At 64.3% G+C, this 17618-nt stretch carries 15 protein-coding genes and 1 pseudogene; 5 read left to right on the top strand and 11 right to left on the bottom strand.

What is annotated here, in order from left to right; all coding sequences use genetic code 11:
* Nucleotides 1-97 precede the first annotated feature (97 nt).
* Genes IVB18_RS25325 through IVB18_RS25315 form a run of 3 tightly spaced genes read right to left on the bottom strand, consistent with a single transcriptional unit; the run spans nucleotide 98 to nucleotide 4694 of the window.
* Nucleotides 98-1747: an acyl-CoA synthetase gene (locus IVB18_RS25325; protein WP_247983156.1), complete on the bottom strand. Its 1650-nt coding sequence runs from the start codon at nucleotides 1745-1747 to the stop codon at nucleotides 98-100.
* A 22-nt stretch (nucleotides 1748-1769) separates the two neighbouring features.
* On the bottom strand, nucleotides 1770-3659 hold the full coding sequence (locus tag IVB18_RS25320; RefSeq protein WP_247983155.1) for a TRAP transporter large permease subunit: 1890 nt from the start codon (nucleotides 3657-3659) through the stop codon (nucleotides 1770-1772).
* A gap of 15 nt (nucleotides 3660-3674) precedes the next feature.
* A complete protein-coding gene (locus IVB18_RS25315) occupies nucleotides 3675-4694 on the bottom strand; it encodes a TRAP transporter substrate-binding protein (protein WP_247983154.1) in 1020 nt (339 codons plus the stop codon).
* A 440-nt stretch (nucleotides 4695-5134) separates the two neighbouring features.
* Between IVB18_RS25315 and IVB18_RS25310 the strand changes: the two genes are divergently transcribed.
* Together IVB18_RS25310 and IVB18_RS25305 are read left to right on the top strand one after the other, a co-directional pair.
* Nucleotides 5135-6331 (top strand): Xaa-Pro peptidase family protein, encoded by a 1197-nt coding sequence (locus IVB18_RS25310; RefSeq protein ID WP_247983153.1) that lies wholly within the window; start codon nucleotides 5135-5137, stop codon nucleotides 6329-6331.
* A gap of 282 nt (nucleotides 6332-6613) precedes the next feature.
* Nucleotides 6614-7168 (top strand): helix-turn-helix domain-containing protein, encoded by a 555-nt coding sequence (locus IVB18_RS25305; RefSeq protein ID WP_247983152.1) that lies wholly within the window; start codon nucleotides 6614-6616, stop codon nucleotides 7166-7168.
* 96 nt (nucleotides 7169-7264) lie between these two features.
* Here the strand turns inward: IVB18_RS25305 and IVB18_RS25300 are convergent, their stop codons facing one another.
* The 8 genes and pseudogenes from IVB18_RS25300 to IVB18_RS25265 form a co-directional block, all read right to left on the bottom strand.
* The gene (locus tag IVB18_RS25300; RefSeq protein ID WP_247983151.1) at nucleotides 7265-8092 is read right to left on the bottom strand and encodes a hypothetical protein; all 828 of its coding nucleotides are present in this window, start codon (nucleotides 8090-8092) and stop codon (nucleotides 7265-7267) included.
* A gap of 91 nt (nucleotides 8093-8183) precedes the next feature.
* Nucleotides 8184-9472 (bottom strand): annotated as a pseudogene (gene fsrB, locus IVB18_RS25295) (siderophore utilization protein FsrB).
* A 427-nt stretch (nucleotides 9473-9899) separates the two neighbouring features.
* Nucleotides 9900-10358 (bottom strand): GNAT family N-acetyltransferase, encoded by a 459-nt coding sequence (locus IVB18_RS25290; protein ID WP_247983150.1) that lies wholly within the window; start codon nucleotides 10356-10358, stop codon nucleotides 9900-9902.
* 212 nt (nucleotides 10359-10570) lie between these two features.
* Nucleotides 10571-11347, bottom strand: a complete 777-nt coding sequence (locus IVB18_RS25285) for a MetQ/NlpA family ABC transporter substrate-binding protein (protein ID WP_247983149.1) — start codon at nucleotides 11345-11347, stop codon at nucleotides 10571-10573.
* A 28-nt stretch (nucleotides 11348-11375) separates the two neighbouring features.
* Nucleotides 11376-12041 carry a methionine ABC transporter permease gene (locus IVB18_RS25280; RefSeq protein ID WP_247983148.1) on the bottom strand — a complete coding sequence of 222 codons (666 nt, stop codon included), beginning with the start codon at nucleotides 12039-12041 and terminating at the stop codon, nucleotides 11376-11378.
* Entirely contained in the window at nucleotides 12031-13167 is a 1137-nt protein-coding gene (locus tag IVB18_RS25275) for a methionine ABC transporter ATP-binding protein (RefSeq protein WP_247983147.1), read from the bottom strand. Before IVB18_RS25275 ends, IVB18_RS25280 begins: the two co-directional genes overlap by 11 nt.
* A 230-nt stretch (nucleotides 13168-13397) precedes the next feature.
* The gene (locus IVB18_RS25270; RefSeq protein ID WP_247983146.1) at nucleotides 13398-14873 is read right to left on the bottom strand and encodes a DASS family sodium-coupled anion symporter; all 1476 of its coding nucleotides are present in this window, start codon (nucleotides 14871-14873) and stop codon (nucleotides 13398-13400) included.
* Nucleotides 14874-15094: 221 nt separating this feature from the next.
* Entirely contained in the window at nucleotides 15095-15859 is a 765-nt protein-coding gene (locus IVB18_RS25265; RefSeq protein ID WP_346732555.1) for a hypothetical protein, read from the bottom strand.
* Between the two features lie 63 nt (nucleotides 15860-15922).
* On the opposite strand from IVB18_RS25265, the gene nthA reads away from it, so the two are divergent.
* Genes nthA through IVB18_RS25250 form a run of 3 tightly spaced genes read left to right on the top strand, consistent with a single transcriptional unit; the run spans nucleotide 15923 to nucleotide 17582 of the window.
* The gene (gene nthA, locus IVB18_RS25260; RefSeq protein ID WP_247983144.1) at nucleotides 15923-16549 is read left to right on the top strand and encodes a nitrile hydratase subunit alpha; all 627 of its coding nucleotides are present in this window, start codon (nucleotides 15923-15925) and stop codon (nucleotides 16547-16549) included.
* Nucleotides 16546-17205, top strand: a complete 660-nt coding sequence (nthB, locus tag IVB18_RS25255; RefSeq protein WP_247983143.1) for a nitrile hydratase subunit beta — start codon at nucleotides 16546-16548, stop codon at nucleotides 17203-17205. Before nthA ends, nthB begins: the two co-directional genes overlap by 4 nt.
* The gene (locus IVB18_RS25250; protein ID WP_247983142.1) at nucleotides 17205-17582 is read left to right on the top strand and encodes a nitrile hydratase accessory protein; all 378 of its coding nucleotides are present in this window, start codon (nucleotides 17205-17207) and stop codon (nucleotides 17580-17582) included. The genes nthB and IVB18_RS25250 overlap by 1 nt, the downstream gene beginning before the upstream one ends.
* Nucleotides 17583-17618: the final 36 nt, after the last annotated feature.

The following is a 17618-nucleotide window of genomic DNA, read 5'->3' as shown; positions in this document are numbered from 1 at the left end:
GCGATCCCGGCCGGAAATTGCCCTGCCTGTCCAGCTTTATCAAGCAATTAGGACAGGCAGGGACACGCCCAATGCGGCGCCGGGTCCAAGCACCAGCTCAGGCCGAAATCGCCTTCACTGATCCCACCTCGTTGCGCAGCAGGAATTTCTGGATCTTTCCGGTCGAGGTCTTCGGGATCGGCCCGAACACGATTGCCTTCGGTGTCTTGAAGCCCGACATGTGGGTGCGGCAGAAGGCGATGATGTCGGCTTCGGTCGCGCTGGCGCCGTCCTTCAGCTCGACGAAGGCGCAGGGCACTTCACCCCATTTCGGATCGGGTTTTGCCACCACGGCTGCGAACAGCACGGCCGGGTGCTTGTAGAGGACGTCCTCGACCTCGACCGAGGAGATGTTCTCGCCGCCGGAGATGATGATGTCCTTGGAGCGGTCCTTGATGATGACGTAGCCGTGCTCGTCGAGCACGCCGAGATCACCGGTGTGAAACCAGCCACCCTCAAACGCTTCCTTCGTGGCCTTCTCGTTCTTGAGATAGCCCTTCATCACGATGTTGCCGCGGAACATGACCTCGCCGATGGTCTCGCCGTCGCGCGGTACCTCCTGCATGGTCTGCGTGTTGATGACGGTGACACCTTCCTCGAGCGGGTAGGGCACGCCCTGCCGCCGCTTCATGCGCGCGCGCTCGGCGGCGGGCAGGTCGTCCCAGCCGGGCTGCTCGGCGCAGACGGAGGCGGGGCCGTAGACCTCGGTCAGGCCGTAGACGTGCGTAAGCTTGATGCCGATGTTCTCCGCGCCTTCGAGCACCGCGACCGGCGGTGCGGCACCAGCGATCAGACCGACGACGCGGCGGGCCGCACTACCTTTAGGCGCATCGGGCGCGTTGATCAGGGTGTTGTAGACGATCGGCGCGCCGCACATGTGGGTGACGTCGTGCGTCTTGATCAGCTCGAAGATTTTCGTGGGCTCGACCTTGCGCAGGCAGACATTGATGCCGGCGGCCGCCGCGATGGTCCAGGGGAAGCACCAGCCGTTGCAATGGAACATCGGCAGCGTCCAGAGATAGACCGGATGCTGGCCGAGTTGGCCTGCGAGGATGTTGCTGACGGCGTTCAGATAGGCGCCGCGATGATGGGTGACGACGCCCTTGGGATTGCCCGTCGTGCCCGAGGTGTAGCTGAGCGCGATGGCGTCCCATTCGTCCTTTGGCGGAATCGCGGTGAAGCTCGGATCGCCCTGCGCAACGGCCTCCTCATACTCGATCTCGCCGATACGCTTGCCGCCCTTGAAGGCGGCATCGTCGACGTCGACCACGAACGGCTTCTGGCCGCTCATTTGCGACAGCGCATCGGTGATGACCGCGGAAAATTCGGGATCGACCAGGATGATCTTCGCGCCGCCATGGTCGAGCTGGAACGCGATCGAGGCCGCATCGAGACGGATGTTGAGCGCATTCAATACGCCGCCCGTCATCGGCACCGCGAAATGCGCCTCGTTCATCGCCGGGATGTTCGGCAGCATTGCCGCCACCGTATCGCCGACGCCGATGCCCTTGCCCGCGAGATAAGAGGCAAAGCGCCGGCAGCGCGCGTAGGTCTGCGCCCAGGTGAAGCTGCGGCCTTCATAGACGGTGCTGACGTGATCGGGATAGACGGCGGCGCTGCGCGCGAGAAAGCTGAGCGGCGTCAGCGGCACGTAATTGGCGAGAGTCTTGTCGAGGCCGATATTGTACTGGTTCTGCCGCTCACTCATCGACACCCTCCTCAAAAGCGTCTCAAAGGAATCCGATCGATATCCAGGGGAAGATCGCGACGATGATCAATCCCACCAGCAGCGCCATCAGATAGCCCCAGATCGGCCTGATGCCTTCGGCCGGATCGACGCGTCCGATGGCGCAGGCCGCATAATAGCCGACGCCGAAGGGCGGGGCGAATAGCCCGATACCCATCGCCAGAATGATCACCATGGCATAGTGCACCTCGTGCACGCCGACAGCACGCGCGATCGGAAACAGCAGCGGCCCGAACAACACGATTGCCGGGATGCCCTCCAGCACGCTGCCGAGGATGGTGAAGGCCAGGATCGAGACGGCGATGAAGGTCGCCGATCCGCCCGGCAATCCGGTCATGGCTGAGGCCAGCGAGCGCGAGAAGCCGGACTGGGTCAGGCCCCAGGCCATGCCGGTCGCCGTGCCGATGATCAGGAGGATCGCGCCCGACAGCGCGGCGGTCTCGACCAGCATCGGAAACAGCCGCCGCCAGTCGAAGCGGCGGTAGACCAGGAGCCCGACCAGGGCGCCGTAGACGATGCCGATGGTGGAGACCTCGGTGGCGGTGGCAACGCCTTCGACCACGGCGTAGCGGATCACGAAGGGCAGCGCGAGCGCGGGCAGGGCGATGATGAAGGTCTTGCCGATCTCGGAAGCCTTGGCGCGGCGGACATGGCTCATGTCCTCGTGGCGGTAGCGCCACCACACCAGCATGCAGAGCGTGATCGCGAGCACGACGCCGGGCAAGAGGCCGCCGGTGAAGAGCGCTGCGATCGAGACACCCGTCACCGAACCGATGGTGATCAGCACCAGGCTCGGCGGAATGGTCTCGGTCTGGGCGCCGGTAGCCGCAAGAAGCGCGACAAGATCGCCGGGGCGGGCGCCGCGCTGCTTCATCTCAGGGAATAGCACGGGCGCAACCGCCGCCATGTCGGCGGCCTTGGCTCCGGAGATGCCGGAGACCAGGTACATGGCGCCGACCAGAACATAATGCAGGCCGCCACGGACGTGGCCGAGCAGGCTGGCCAGGAACGCCACCATGGCCCGCGCCATGCCGGTCATCTCGATCAGCAGGCCCAGGAACACGAACAGCGGCACCGAGAGCAGGATGAGGTGGCTCATGCCCTCGTCCATCCGTCCGACCAGCACCATCACCGGCGTGCGCGTGGTCAGCGCGAGATAGCCGAAGATCGCGAGGCCAAAGCCGAACGCAATGGGAACGCCGGCAAAGACGCAGAAGCCGGCAACGCCGACGAAGAAGATCACGAGGTTGAGATTGCCGAGCGGCCGCAACGACGGCTCCGCCAGCCAGAACAGGCCGATCACGACCGCAACCGACAGCACGGCGGCGGCGACCATCCGGTAATCGGCCGCGCGCACCAGCCGCAGCAGCGCAAACGCCGCCATCAGGCAGATGCCGACCGGGAGCGCTGCGGCGCGCCACATATTCGAGATCTGGAGCGCGGGCGTGGTGATGAAGCTCTCTTCGTAAGCGTAGTCGTAGGACGGCCAGACGATCAGCGCCAGGAACGCCAGCGCGGCGGAGGTCGCGACCAGATCGAGCCAAGCCCGCATCGCGGGCTTTGCGCTTGCGACGATCGCGGTCATCCGCATGTGCTCGGAGCGGCGGAACGCCACGGCGGCGCCCAACATCGCCAGCCACAGGAACAGGATCGAGGCGAGCTCGTCCGACCAGATCAACGGTCGGTGCAGGCCGTAGCGCGCGACCACGCCGGCAAACAGGATCACGATCTCGGCAACCACCAGGATCGCCGCCGGGATTTCGACGATGAGGCCGAGAGCGCGTTCCAGCGAAGCCAGCAGCGAAGGTCGGCGAGGGGACTGAACAGCCACCTCGCCCACCACTGCGGTCACCTCAACCTCGATATGAGCCATGACGGCCCCAACGCGTTACGACAGCTTGCCGACGGCCTTTTCCAGCAGGTCCCAGGCCTGCTCGCCATACTTGCCTTTCCACTCGGCATAGAAGCCGGCCGTGCGCAGCTTGTCGCGGAATGGCGCGACCGTGGGCTGGTTGAATGTCAGGCCCTTGCCGGCGAGCTCCTGCTGGAGATTGGCGTTCAGCTTGGCGGTATCAGTGCGCTCGTTGACGGCGGCGGCGTTGATGTGCTTGGCGACGATCGCGCGCACGTCCTGTGGGAGCTTTTCCCAGGCGCGGCGGTTGGCCAGGAACCAGAAGCCGTCCCACATGTGGTTGGTCAGCGAGCAGTACTTCTGCACCTCGTAGAGCTTTGCGGTCGAGATGATCGCCAGCGGGTTCTCCTGGCCCTCGACGATCCTGGTCTGGAGCGCGGAATAGACCTCGCTGAAATTGATCGAGGCGGGCGCTGCGTCGAACGCCTTGAACATCGAGGTCCACAGCGGCGACACCGGCACGCGGATCTTGAAGCCCTTGAGATCGTCCGGGCCCGTGATCGGCTTGGTCGAGGACGTGGTCTGGCGGAAGCCGTTGTCCCAGATCTTGTCCATCACCTCGAGGCCGGCTTTCTTGATCTCGCCGCGGACATAGGCGCCGAGATCGCCGTCCATGGCCTTCCAGACCGTGTCATAGTCCGGGAACGCGAAGCCGATGCCGTTGATCGACGCCGCCGGCACCAGGGTCGCCAGAATCAGGCCCGACAGCGTGAAGAACTCGACGCCGCCGGAGCGGATCTGGCTCAGCATGTCGGTGTCGGAACCGAGCTGGTTGTTCGGGAAGATCTGGAGGTCGAACTTGCCGTTGGTCTCGCTCTTGATCGCCGCCGCCATCTCCTTGGCGCGCACGTTCAGCGGATGGGTGTCTGGCAGGTTGTTGGCGTATTTGTAGGTGAACTCGGCGCTCTGGGCGCGCGCCACGTGGGGCGCGCTGATGCCGCCCAGGACCGCGGTCGCGGCAGAGGCCTTGAGAAGCGTGCGTCGGGAAAAGCTCATGGGTCGGCTTCCTCGGAAAGTTTGTTTTTGTTGTGAGACGCAAACCTATACGGACGTCAGGTCAGAAGGTCATCTGCGATCTCGCGAGGCTTCGCTTATTGCAGCCGGACAACGTCACGGCAATATCGGCTTTCGGCGCGATGGGCTCGCTACAAAAAACGCGAAAACGACCCCATGCACAGTAGCCGTCAAGGGCTGCGAGGCGGCTCGATGGCCGGGACGAAGGCGGCGTGAGACCGAATGCGCCGTGGAAGGAATTCCACCTAAATATTTGATCCAATTATGTATAAATATATTCCATAATATACCTTATGCGAATTACGGATATGGGCGTGCAGGTCAGGCCCGCCAAATCCGCAGCTACCCAGAACCCCGCTCCCGGCCGACAATCGCAGCCACGAACACAAGCGGTCCAAGCCGCAAGTCATGGGAGGTCTATCATGCAGGAGCACGTCACCCGCGGAGCCGAGTCGCGCGGCATTCCGTTCGACGCCGCCAAGCTCGACCGCCTGATGGAGGCAGCCAACCTCGACGTCCTGATCGCGACGTCCAAGCACAATGTGCAGTACCTGCTCGGCGCCGACCGCGCGATCTTCTTCGACTACATGGATGCCATGGGCATCAGCCGCTATCTGCCCGTCCTGGTCTATCCCAAGGGCGCGCCCGGAAAAGCCGTCTATGTCGGCCACCGCCTGGAGACCCACCAGCGCGCCGTGGCGCCGCCCTGGGTGCCGCGGGTCCGGACCGAGTCCAACGGCTCGGTCGATGCCGTCACGCGCGCCGTGAGCATCCTGAAGGATGCCGGGGTGCCGATGAAGCGGATCGGCGTCGAGATGGCGTTCCTGCCGATGGACGCGGGCCGGGCGCTTGCCGACGCCCTGCCCGGCGCCGAGCTCAAGGATGCGGTGCTGGTGCTGGAGCGGCTGCGCGCGGTCAAGTCGGCGGACGAGCTGGCCAAGCTCAAGACGGCGTCGGAATTGGTGATCGCCGCGATGCTGGAGGTGATCGCCGGGCACGGCCCCGGCACGACCAAGCAGCAATTGTCGGACGGCTTGCGCGTCGCCGAGGTCAACCGCGGGCTCACCTTCGAATATTGCCTGCTCGCCTGCGGCAACAGCCACAACCGAGCGCCGTCGGCGCAGCGCTGGGAGCAAGGCGACGTGCTGTCGCTGGACTCTGGCGGCAACTATCACGGCTATATCGGCGATCTCGCGCGGATGGCCGTGCTGGGCGAGCCGGATGCCGAGCTGAAGGACTGTCTGGCCGAGATCGAGGCGGTGCAGCGCGCCGCCTTCGCCGCAGTCCGGCCGGGCGTCATGGGCGGCGACATCTACGTCGCGGCCGAGCGGCAGCTCGCCCAGATCACCCAGCGCGGCTGCACGGATTTTCTGGCCCACGGCATGGGCCTCGTCAGCCACGAGGCCCCTCGCCTGACCGCCAAGGGTCCGGTTCCCTACGACGATGTCGACGCCCGGCTGCCGCTCGAGCCCGGCATGGTGGTGTCGATCGAGACCACGATGAAGCATCCCAGCCGCGGCTTCATCAAGCTCGAGGACACGGTTGCGGTGACGCCGACGGGGCACGAGATCTTTGGCGAAGGCGGGCGCGGGTGGAATCGCGGTGGGAGTGCGCGCTGACCTTTGCGCGCGCCGCAACGAAGTGCTTCGGCGTCGCCAGACCGGTGAACCATGTTGTTCTTCTGCGCGGCCATGTTCGCGCAGTGGCGATGGACCGGATACGACACCCAGCGACGTCGGAAGGGAGTGTGGAAAACGAATCCTTTACCATGCCCTCCGGGCTCGATTGAGCCCGAGGAATCCCGGAGGTAAAATACGCTGCGATATTCACCGTTGATTTTGCGGATCGGCCGCAAGCGTTCCGTATCGGCGTTAATGCCGGACATCTAGGGTTCGACGTTCATGGACGAATTGCGTGCTGCGACCAGGCAACCGACGGCGAGGACCGGGCTCATCGAATTTGATGGCACCCGGAACACCGTCAGCATCCCCTGCACGATCTCGGACGTTTCCGGCACGGGAGCCAGACTGAAGCTCAACTGGTCGCTCTCGGTTCCGAAAGAGGTCACGCTGATCTTTGGTGACGGACTGCGAAAGGCCTGCCGTGTCGCATGGCAGAAGCGGAGGCTGATCGGCGTCGCGTTCGCGGACGGAGTTGCGAGCCTGGACGAACAGTCCCTCATGATGACCGAGGAAGAGCAGGTTCTGCACAGAAAGCAGATTGGCGCACAGGTCAGAAGCGTGCGCGAGGCGCGTGGCTACACCGAGGTCCAGATCGCCAACCTCCTTGGCGTCTCGCGCGAGTTTGTGTCACTTGCTGAGAACGGTGAGATGACGATCGCTCTCCACGAACTGACACGCATTGCCGATCTGTTGCTGGTCGACCTCGACAGGCTCGTTGCTGGCCCGGCGTTGAGCGGATCACCAGCCGTCGGGTCGCGCGCGAGCGCTGGCTAACTGGCAGCCGTCTTCTGCGCGTTCAGTGTCACGGCGGCACGAATGAGCGCCTTCGCCATTCCTTTCGACGCCGCCGAGACTTGTGACGCAGCGGAACTAGCGCAGCGGCAGCAGATCCAACTGGCTCTGCGCCTTCTTGACGACTGTCGCGAACCAGCTCTGGCTCGGCGCCGCCTTGGCGAAGCACTGGGTGAAGGCCGTCATTGCGTTGTCTTCGCGGGTCATGTCGCCGCGCGGGTCGTTCTGGTCGATCGGCTTTGCCATCATCTGCTTCCAGACCTTCTCGCAGGCTGCGATCGGAGCCGTCTTCACGGCGTCGCGTGCTGCGATGAAGAAGACCTTCTCGCCCTGGATCGCGACGACATCGATTTCGCTTGGCGGTCCCTTCAGATCGCCATTGCCGCGCAGGCCCAGCACGGCGACCGCGACGCTTGCCGCCGCAGGCTTGGCGATCGGTAGCTCCGCATATTTGGCGAAGGCGGCGTCCTGGATCGCGGCGTAGTAGAAGCGGTCCGACTTGAAGGCGGCGCCGATCTCCTGCGGCATGCCGTCCTCGCGGTGCTCGCGAAGCCAGTGCTTGAGCAGCGCAATGGTCGTCACCACGGCTTGCGTCTTGTCGGCTTCGGACGCGAAAGCGAGCCCGTCGAGATGGCCGAAGCCTGAGTCGCCCCTGTATAGCGTGTCCGCGTTGGACTTCGCATCCGCCGGAAGCCCCTTGATCGTGACCGGCCCGATCAGGCCACGCAGCACGCTTGCCAGCTCCTTCAGCGCGGCGTCGTGCTGCTTGTAGGTCTCGTCGTTTTCCGCCGCCTTCGAGAACTTTGCGATGTAGCGATCGCGCAGGTCGAAATAGTGCTGCTCGGGAGCGGCCGCATTTGCGTTGGTAGCGAACACGAGCAGGCAGAGCAAGGCAAGCCACTTCATAGCGATCCCAGGAGGCAAGAGCTGTCTCCAGCCTTTGTGCCTTTGTTTCGCGTGAAGGTTCATCCGCGCAGGCCGGGCGGACCCGGGTGCCCTACTCCGCCGGTGTGAGCTGCCGGCTCAGGCGAGTCGCAGAGGTCTCACGGACGCGGACACGGGCGCGGCGCTTGCGCCACCAGATCACGACCCCTGTGACCGAAAGGGCCGCCACCACCAGCCCCATGATCGAGATCAGGATGCGGCCGAAGAGCCCGACGATGCGCCCCGAGTGCAGCGGGAACTGCGCCTGCACAAAGATATCAGCGGCGGTGCCGACCCATGGCAGCCTTTCGCCGATCGGATGTCCATCCTCGCTGTCGTAGTAGAGCTGCGCCGGGCCGACACCGCCGGCGCCGTGGTCGTCGCCAGGATGGAAGAAGGCGGCGGCATAGACGCCATGGGCAGGGCCGTAATTGATCGAGCCGACCGGGGTGGTCCACCCTCGCCCCTTGCCGTCGGCCGCCGCGCGCGCCGCGATGTCGGCAAAGCTGACCTTGGGCTCGATGGGATCGTCGAGATCCCGGTACGCCCTCTGCTCATAGGGCGTCGGCGTATAGTTCGACACCATCTTCATCAGCGGCGAAAACACCTCGAAATAGAGGTTCAGCGAGAACGCCGTGAAGGCGATGACGAACAGCAGCGCCCAGGTCCAGAGACTGAAAGCGCGGTGGATGTCGAAATTGATCCGGTAGGCGCTGCCGCTTGTCTTGACGGTCCAGGCCGGCGCCCAGCGCGCCCAGAAGCCGCGATCGAGCTGGCGCGTGACTTGAGGCGCCCGCGCGGCCCTGGCGCTGCGTCGTGCGGGCAGCGTGAGATAGAAGCCGACAAAGCAATCGATGGTCCAGATGATGGCGATCACGCCGAGCACGCGCATGCCCCAGCGGTCGCTGCCCCAGAACTCCGGAATGTGCATCGTGTAGTGCAGCTTGTAGAGGAACGAGACGAAGTTCTCCCGCGTCACCGGCCACACCGCGCCCCAGTAGCGCCGGCCGAGCTCGACGCCCGTGTTGGGATCGAGGAAGATCTGATTGTAGTCGAGCGCGTAGCGCTTGCCGGTCGCCGGATCGATCCGCGGCATCACGAAGAACCACAGCGACCGGCCCTGCTCCGGCGTCATGAAGAGGTAGACCAGCGTGCCCGCGGATCGCGCTGCTCGATCTGCCTGGCGAGCTCGATGGAGGGAATTGCCGACCCTTTGCTCGTGACATCGAACAGGTGCCGGTTCAGGACGTCGTCGATCTCATGATCCCAGGAGATGATCGCCCCGGTGATGCCGGAAAAGAACAGGAATCCTGCCGTAAGCAGTCCCGCCCAGCGATGCAGCCGACCAAATATCGCTCTCATCGTCTAAATCTCACCAAGCAGGTCCCGCTTCCCTGTTGCCAAGGCAATCGCAGGTGACGTGAGAGCTTGGGGCGCTGACACCTCCACAGCGTCACGGCCGGGCACAGCCGTCCAAAAGACGCCGCCGCTTCCGCTCGTCTATGTCCCGCCGTCCACGCCACGCGTTGGAAGTCTGTCACGTCTTGCGAGGCCCCACAGTCGCCGGCTTTGCCGGTACGATTTTTGATGCCTCGCCCTAACGCAGGCGTTTTCGGAGTGCGATAGGCGCAGCGTTAGAATCTCTCCAGACGTGTGCGCAGCACGTGCGGCCAATGCGCCCATTCCCTGCGGTTCCACGACTTTGGATTCGAAATATTTCCAGGCAGACAAAATTCTGCCTGTCGGCGGCGCTTGCCGTTCTTGAAAAAGAACACCGGAGCGAGGCAGCTCAATCCAACAGGTCGAGTCTCATGAACTGGTTGTGTGGGCTGGCCCGATAGTCGGCAAACGGCTCACAGGGTACGAAGCCGGCGTTGCGGTAGAGCGAGATAGCAGGAGCGTGCAACGCTGCCGTACCAGTCTCCAAGCTGAGGCGCGCATACCCCCGTTTACGTGCTTCAGCGATGATGTGGCACAGAATAGTCCGCCCTACCCCAGTGCGCCGTGCAGCGGGGGCGGCGCGCATCGACTTCACTTCTCCATGCGTGTCATCCAGCTGCTTCAGAGCGCCGAATCCAACCAGCATATCGTCCTGCCAGGCCGTCCAGAAAGTCACGGCCGCAGCCGAAAGACCGGTCGCATCCAGTGCGAATGCGTGCTCGGCCATGACGCTACGCAGCTCCTCCAGATGATATGCCAACAAGTCGGCGACATGGGGCGCCGTCGGATCGTCTTGTCTGATGTCCACCTCATGCCCCTGTCGTTGTATTCGCATTGCCATTTAAGCATATTCCGCTGGCATATGCTCGCAGTGCGGCCCCCACCCGGATTGCACTGGACGATGCTTCGCATCGCCAGGCGCAATCCGACGACCTTTCCGCGCTGGGGAGAGAGGTGAATACCCCACGCAGCGGATAGACTGTACCTCGCGCGGCAATCTGAAGTGCGGACGTGGGACGTTCACCAGGCCGGCAGATACGTTCCCTTGAAGCGCGTCTCCAAGAACGCCTTCACGGGATCGGAGCGATAGGCCTCGATCAGCGGCTTGACCCAGGGCTTGTCCTTGTCCTCCTCGCGGACGGCGAGGATGTTGACCCAGGGACCATCGGGGTTCTCGCGGGCGATCGCATCGACCGCCGGATTGAGCCCGGCCTGCACGGCATAATTGTTGTTGATCGAGACGACGTCGACGTCCTGGAGCGCGCGCGGGAGCTGGGCGGCGTCGAGCTCGACGAAGCGCAGCTTCTTCGGGTTGTCGGTGATGTCGGCGATGGTCGAGGCGACGTTGTCGGGATCCCTGAGCTTGATCACGCCGTGCAGCGCCAGGATCATCAGGCCGCGGGCGCCGTTGGAGGGATCGTTGGCGATGGCGACGCGGGCGCCTTCGGGAAGCTCAGTGAGCTTCTTGTACTTTTGCGAATAGACACCCTGCGGCGAGCCGATCGTGGTCGCGACCTTGACGATCTTCCAGCCGGTCTTGGAGATCTGGTTCTTCAAATACGGCTCGTGCTGGAACGAGTTCGCTTCGAGGTCCTTCAGCGCCAGCGCCTGGTTCGGGATCACGTAGTCGGTGAATTCCACCACCTTGATGTCGAGGCCGCGCTCGGCCCCGACCTTCTTCACGACGTCCATGATCTCGGCATGCGGACCTGCGGTGACGCCGACCCGGATGGTTTCGGCGCTGGCGTGGTTCGCCAGCATGAGCGCGGCAGCCGTCATCGTTACGAGAAAACGCATTGATGTCTCCAATGTCAGAAAGTCTGTGTCAGCGATGCCGCAGCCGGCGATTGACCCGGCGCGCCAGATAGTCGCCGGCGCTCTGAACGAGCTGCACCAGCGCGATCAGCACGACGACGACGGCCAGCATCATCTCCGGCATGAAGCGCTGGTAGCCATAGCGGATTCCGAGATCACCGAGGCCGCCGCCACCGACCGCGCCGACCATGGCGGAGTAGCCGAGCAGGCTGACCACCGCGAGCGTCAGCGCCAGCAGAAGACCCGGCAGCGCCTCTGGGATCAGTACCTTGAACACGATCTGGAGCGGCGATGCGCCGAACGACGATGCAGTCTCGATCAGGCCGCCGTCGACCTCGCGGATCGCAGCTTCCACCAGCCGCGCAATGAACGGCGTCGACGCGATGGTGAGCGGCACGATCGCCGCCGTCGATCCGATCGACGTGCCGGCCACGAGACGCGTGAACGGGATGATCGCGACCACCAGGATGATGAACGGCGTGGAGCGCGTGGCGTTGACAACGATGCCGAGTGCGGCATTGACGGTCGGGGCCGCGAACAGCTCCCCCTTCCGGCTGGTCGCGAGAAAGACGCCGATCGGCAGGCCGAAGGCGGTGCCGAGCAGCGCCGCGACCCCAACCATGAACAGGCTTTCGCCGGTGGCCTGGATGATCAAATTGATGAGTTCAGGCGACATAGCCGAGACGCTCCGCCGAGAATTGATATTGAGAGAGCCAGGCAACAACCCGCGTCGCCGCGCCCTCGCCGCCGGGAATGCCGAGAACCAGCGATCCCACATGCTGGCCGCCGATCTCGTCGATGCGGGCCGCCAGCAGCGAGACGTCGAGGCCGAGCTCGCGCGCGAGCCGCGCAACCAGCGTATCGCCGGCCCCTGCGCCGCGGACCTGAACGCGGATGACAGCCTGCCCGCCGGCAGCCGGCTGCGGCACGATCCGGCTCGCCAGCGACACCGGCAGGCTGTCGCCGATCGCCTCGGCCAGAAAGGATTGCGTGATCGGATGCTTGGGATGGGTGAAGATGTCGGCGACATGACCGCTTTCGACGACATGGCCGGCGTCGAGCACCACCACTTCCTTCGCGAGCTGGCGGACAACGGACATTTCGTGGGTGATCAGCACGATGGTCACGCCGAGCTCGCGGTTGATGTTGGCGAGCAGATCGAGGATCGCGCGGGTGGTCTGCGGATCGAGCGCCGAGGTCGCTTCGTCCGACAGCAGCACGCTGGGACGGGTCGCGAGCGCCCGGGCGATGCCGACGCGCTGTTTCTGGCCGCCGGAGAGTTCCGAAGGATAACGGTCGTGCTTGTCGGCGATCCCGACCAGCGCAAGCAGCTCGGCAACGCGTTCCCGGATGTCAGCTTTCGCCCAGCCGGCAATCTCGAGCGGCAGCGCAATGTTGCTCGCCGCGGTCCGCGACGACAGCAGGTTGAAGTGCTGGAAGATCATACCGATCGAACGCTGCGCCAGGCGCAACTCGTGGCCGGCTAGCGCGGAGATATCGCGGCCGTCGACGACGACACGACCCGTGGTCGGCTTCTCCAGCCCGTTGATCAGCCGCACCAGGCTCGACTTGCCCGCGCCCGAGCGGCCGATCACGCCGGTGATCGAGCCGCGCGGGATCGCGAAGTCGATACCTTGCAGCGCATTGACGCCGGGCTTGCCGCGATAGGCCGGATAGGTCTTCGAAATACCAGCGAGCCGGACCATCGTGTCGGGCTGGGCGGCGGGTGAAATCGCTTCAAGCGTTTCGACCGGCTGTCCGATCGCGAGCGATTGGTGGGCGTTCATGGAAACGGCCTTCATGCACAATAGTTCGTCTGCTCGCCCACCGGGAGGCGCACGCGAGAGCAAGGTCGCATCAAGCGACGGGGAACAGCGACCGCGCGGTGAACTGCGCTGCACTGCAGCACGCACCATCGCCCGATCCGGTCTTTGTTGCAATTTCAGATATTTGCGAGGAGATGGATGAAGTTTCCCCAATCCCTCCCCGGAGAAGAAAATTCCTCCGCCGGGGCATCAGCCTGCGGCCCGGCCTACCGGACCATCTGCAACCACGGCAGCACGATCAAGAGCAGCCCGCTGAAATAGAGAAGCCCGAAGATCAGGCCGAAGCCCCAGAACTGGCCCTTCCCGATATAGCCGCTGCCGAAATACATCGGCGCCGGCCCCGTCGCGTAGGGCGAGATCACGCCCATCAGGCCGAGCGAATACATGCAGAGCATGGCGAGGGTCGTGACCGGCAGATCGGGGATGCCCGATCCGACCGCGAGCACCACCGGCAGCACCGCTGCAGCGTGCGAGGTGATGCTCGAGAAGAAATAATGGATCCAGAAGAACAGCGCGACCAGCAGGATCATCGCTGTCGATGGCGACAGCCCGGCGAGCGGCTTGGCGTATTCATTCGCGAACCATTTGATGAAGCCGATCTCGTTGAGGCCTGAGGCCAGCGTCAGCAAGGAGGTGAAATAGAAGAACACCTCCCAGGCGCTCTTCTCGCTGACGATGTCGGCAAACTCGATCACGCCGGTGACCAGCATCAGCGAGATCACGATGAACACGACGGTGGTGGCGTTGACGAAGTTCGAACCCAGCACCGGCACGTGGATGTCCGGGCTCGAGCCCGCGATCCACAGGAACATCGCGAGCACGATCAGGCCCAGCATGATCCACTCGTTGCGCGACATCGGGCCCATCACCCCGAGCTCCTTCCCCGCCCATTCGGAGATTTCGGGGCTGCGCTTCACTTCCGGCCGGCACACCGCGTAGCTCAGCAGCGGGACCAGCACCATCAGGAGGAGGCCGAACGGCGCGAAGCCGATGAACCATTGGCCCCAGCTCACGTCGACCCCGACCGTCTTCTTGGCGATCGCAAGCGCGGCGGCGTTGGGCGCGAGCGCAGTGAAGAACAGCGAGCTCGTGACGGCGGTCGACGCGAACGCGGTCCACATCACGTAGGTGCCGATCTTGCCGGCGGTCGGTCCCGGCTCGGAGCCATAGATGCGCGGGATGTTACTGATGATGGGATAGACGATGCCGCCGCTACGCGCGGTGTTGGACGGCGTCGCCGGCGCCAGCAGGAAGTCCGACATTGCCACCGCGTAGCCGAGACCGAGCGTGTTGCCGCCGAGCTTTTGCACCAGCACAAGGGCAATGCGCCGGCCAAGCTGGCTCTTGCGATAGCCGATCGAGAACACGAAGGCGCCGACGATCAGCCACACCGTGCTTTCGGCAAAGCCCGCCAGCATCCAGCGCAGCGACTTGGTCGGATCGGGATCGATATAGCCGCCGACGCCGGCGACCGTCAGCCCGATCAGGCCGACCGCGCCGACCGGCATCGATTCCAGAATGAGCCCGGTGATGACGGCGGCAAAGACTGCAAAATAGTGCCACTGGTTGACGTTGAGCCCGGCCGGCACCGGCCACAGATAGATCACGAGCCACACCACGAGCGGCGCGATCAGCTTCCAGCGAAACCCTTTCGCCTCAGGCACGTTTGAACTGGCCGTCATGAGCCTCCCCCTCAATTTCAATGGCATTCTACGACCTCGTTGACCGAGCCGCTTTTGTCCCAGCGCGGCGTATACGGACTGTCCGCGGCGCGATCAATGCCCGGCTTGAATTCTACCGGCCCTTGAAACGCGGCTTGCGGCATCCGACCCTCGGCCCATGGCCTTTCTCGACCTTCACATGGTCGGCCAAGGCAGCCTCCCTATTCCTATTGTTCTTGCCGTTACAGATGGCCAGTGCGCCGATGCTCCGGTTGGGTGGTACCGGGCGCCGGGAAGCGGATCGTGGTGCCGAGCGTGATCCAGTTGGAATTCTCGCCGGTGATGTTCCGGCCATAGATCAGATCGACAGAGAATATTTCATTAGGCCGGTAGCGCACGCCGGTCTGAAACCGCGGCTGCACCACGCTTGCGATCTCCGAGGCTCCGGCCTGCCCGTACGCCTCGATCGTCCACTGCAACGTGTCGGTGAACTTCCAGTCGAAGCCGATGCCGTAGGTCAGATAGTGGCGATCGACCGTGCGATCCCAGAGCCAGCCGCCGTTGAGGTTGATGCGCATGGTCTCGGAGAGGCGAAAGGTCGCGGGAATGACGGCAAACGCGGACAGGTTTTCGCCGGTCGCCGCATCTAAGGACCCGCCGACATAGGCCGAGAATCCCCATCTCCCGACGCCTGTCGGAACAAAATTCGTCTTGGCCTTGGGCGCAACCGTCGTGCTCCAGTCATCGTCGCTGCGGGCGCGGTTGGTATTGACGCTCAGCTCGATCGGCCTGAAGGGATCGACGACGCAGGACGGGTTGGCGACCGCGGAGAAGTCGGTGTTGGTGGCCGCCGACATCCAGCTTTCGACCTTGCAGGAGCCGACCTCGGAAATGTCGGCTGCATCCACCGCATAGGCGCCATTCGCAGCATGCGCCGCTTGCGCGGCAAGCCACGTCATTGCCGCGATTGCGGCTGCCATTCCAGCTCTTCCAGCCTCGAAGCCCATGTGACCATGCTAGCAGAGTCTTCGCCTCGACAACGCCCGGATTCTGGGACTATGTTCGCCCCCATGAGTGACCACCATCATCATGACGATCACGACCATTCGGAGTTGTCCGAGACCGAGTTGCGCGTGCGCGCGCTCGAGACGATCCTGACCGAAAAAGGCTATGTCGAGCCGGCCGCGCTCGACGCCATCATCCAGGCCTACGAGACCAAGATCGGCCCGCACAACGGCGCCCGCGTCGTCGCCAAGGCATGGACCGATCCGGCCTTCAAGACAGCGCTGCTGGAGGACGGCTCCAAGGCCATCGGCACGCTCGGCCATGTCAGCCGCGTCGGCGACCATCTCGTCGTGATCGAGAATACGCCGCAGCGTCACAACATGGTCGTTTGCACGCTGTGCTCCTGCTACCCCTGGGAAATGCTCGGGTTGCCGCCGGTCTGGTACAAGGCCTCGCCGTATCGCTCGCGCGCGGTCAAGGACCCGCGGGGCGTGCTCGCCGATTTCGATGTCACGCTGCCGAAGGGCATGGAAATCCGGGTGTGGGATTCGACCGCGGAGACGCGCTTCCTGGTGCTGCCGATGCGGCCCGAAGGCACGGAAGGCTGGAGCGAGGAGCAGCTCGCCGAGCTCGTCACCCGCGACTCCATGATCGGGACCGGCTTCCCCAAAAAGCCCGGAGCGCCGTCGTGAACGGCGTGCACGACATGGGCGGCATGGACGGCTTCGGCAAGGTCGAGCCCGAGCCCAACGAGCCGACGTTCCATGCCGACTGGGAAGCGCGTGTCCTTGCGATGGTGCGCGCGATGGGGGCCGCCGGGGCCTTCAACATTGACACTTCGCGTTTCTATCGCGAGACGCTGCCGCCGCATGTCTATCTGTCGAGCTCCTATTACCAGAAATGGTTCCTCGGGCTCGAGGAGATGCTGATCGAGAAGGGCTACCTCACCCGGGAGGACGTCGCGGCCGGCCACGCGGTGCAGCCTGCGAAAGTACTCAAGCATGGCAAGCTCGCTCGCGACGATGTCGACCGCACCATGGTGCGCGGCAAGTTCGCCCGCCCTGCTCGGGCGCCGGCCAGGTTCAAGATCGGTGACCGCGTACGCGCGAAGAACATTCATCCCACGACCCACACGCGGCTGCCGCGCTATGCGCGCGGCCACGTCGGTGTCGTCGAGCTGAACCACGGCTGTCAGGTTTTCCCGGATTCCGCGGCGATGGAGCTCGGCGAAAATCCGCAATGGCTCTACACGGTCGTGTTCGAAGGCCGCGATCTCTGGGGCGCGGATGGTGATCCGACCTCAAAAGTCTCGATCGACGCGTTCGAGCCCTATCTGGACCCGGCGTGATGAGCGGCACGGCTGCGGCCGCTGCGACGGCGGCTATACCGAGCATTCCCCGCGATGACGACGGCCCGGTTTTCCGCGCGCCCTGGGAGGCCCATGCCTTCGCAATGGCGCTGACGCTGCACGAGCGCGGCGTGTTCACTTGGCCGGAATGGGCCGCAGCCCTCGCCGTCGAGATCAAGCGCGCGCAGGCCGCCGGCGATCCCGACACCGGCGAAACCTACTATCTGCACTGGCTCGCCACGCTGGAACGGCTCGTTGCAAGCAAGGGCGTCACCTCCACGGAGACGCTGCATCGCTACCGCGACGCCTGGGACCGGGCCGCCGATCGCACGCCGCATGGCAAGCCGATCGAGTTGATGGCAGAGGATTTTCGGTAGGTCTCGCCCCACTCGTCATTGCGAGTTGGCTTCGTC

Origin of the sequence: Bradyrhizobium sp. 186, assembly GCF_023101685.1 — a bacterium.
Taxonomy (GTDB): domain Bacteria; phylum Pseudomonadota; class Alphaproteobacteria; order Rhizobiales; family Xanthobacteraceae; genus Bradyrhizobium.
Note: the sequence above shows the minus strand (reverse complement) of the source record. Positions and strands in the feature narration are given on the sequence as shown.

Coding starts and splice junctions, on each gene's coding strand:
- IVB18_RS25325 (WP_247983156.1), bottom strand. CDS start 1,747: ATGAGTGAGCGGCAGAACCAGTACAATATCGGCCTCGACAAGACTCTC.
- IVB18_RS25320 (WP_247983155.1), bottom strand. CDS start 3,659: ATGGCTCATATCGAGGTTGAGGTGACCGCAGTGGTGGGCGAGGTGGCT.
- IVB18_RS25315 (WP_247983154.1), bottom strand. CDS start 4,694: ATGAGCTTTTCCCGACGCACGCTTCTCAAGGCCTCTGCCGCGACCGCG.
- IVB18_RS25310 (WP_247983153.1), top strand. CDS start 5,135: ATGCAGGAGCACGTCACCCGCGGAGCCGAGTCGCGCGGCATTCCGTTC.
- IVB18_RS25305 (WP_247983152.1), top strand. CDS start 6,614: ATGGACGAATTGCGTGCTGCGACCAGGCAACCGACGGCGAGGACCGGG.
- IVB18_RS25300 (WP_247983151.1), bottom strand. CDS start 8,092: ATGAAGTGGCTTGCCTTGCTCTGCCTGCTCGTGTTCGCTACCAACGCA.
- IVB18_RS25285 (WP_247983149.1), bottom strand. CDS start 11,347: ATGCGTTTTCTCGTAACGATGACGGCTGCCGCGCTCATGCTGGCGAAC.
- IVB18_RS25280 (WP_247983148.1), bottom strand. CDS start 12,041: ATGTCGCCTGAACTCATCAATTTGATCATCCAGGCCACCGGCGAAAGC.
- IVB18_RS25275 (WP_247983147.1), bottom strand. CDS start 13,167: ATGAAGGCCGTTTCCATGAACGCCCACCAATCGCTCGCGATCGGACAG.
- IVB18_RS25270 (WP_247983146.1), bottom strand. CDS start 14,873: ATGACGGCCAGTTCAAACGTGCCTGAGGCGAAAGGGTTTCGCTGGAAG.
- IVB18_RS25265 (WP_346732555.1), bottom strand. CDS start 15,859: ATGGGCTTCGAGGCTGGAAGAGCTGGAATGGCAGCCGCAATCGCGGCA.
- nthA (WP_247983144.1), top strand. CDS start 15,923: ATGAGTGACCACCATCATCATGACGATCACGACCATTCGGAGTTGTCC.
- IVB18_RS25250 (WP_247983142.1), top strand. CDS start 17,205: ATGAGCGGCACGGCTGCGGCCGCTGCGACGGCGGCTATACCGAGCATT.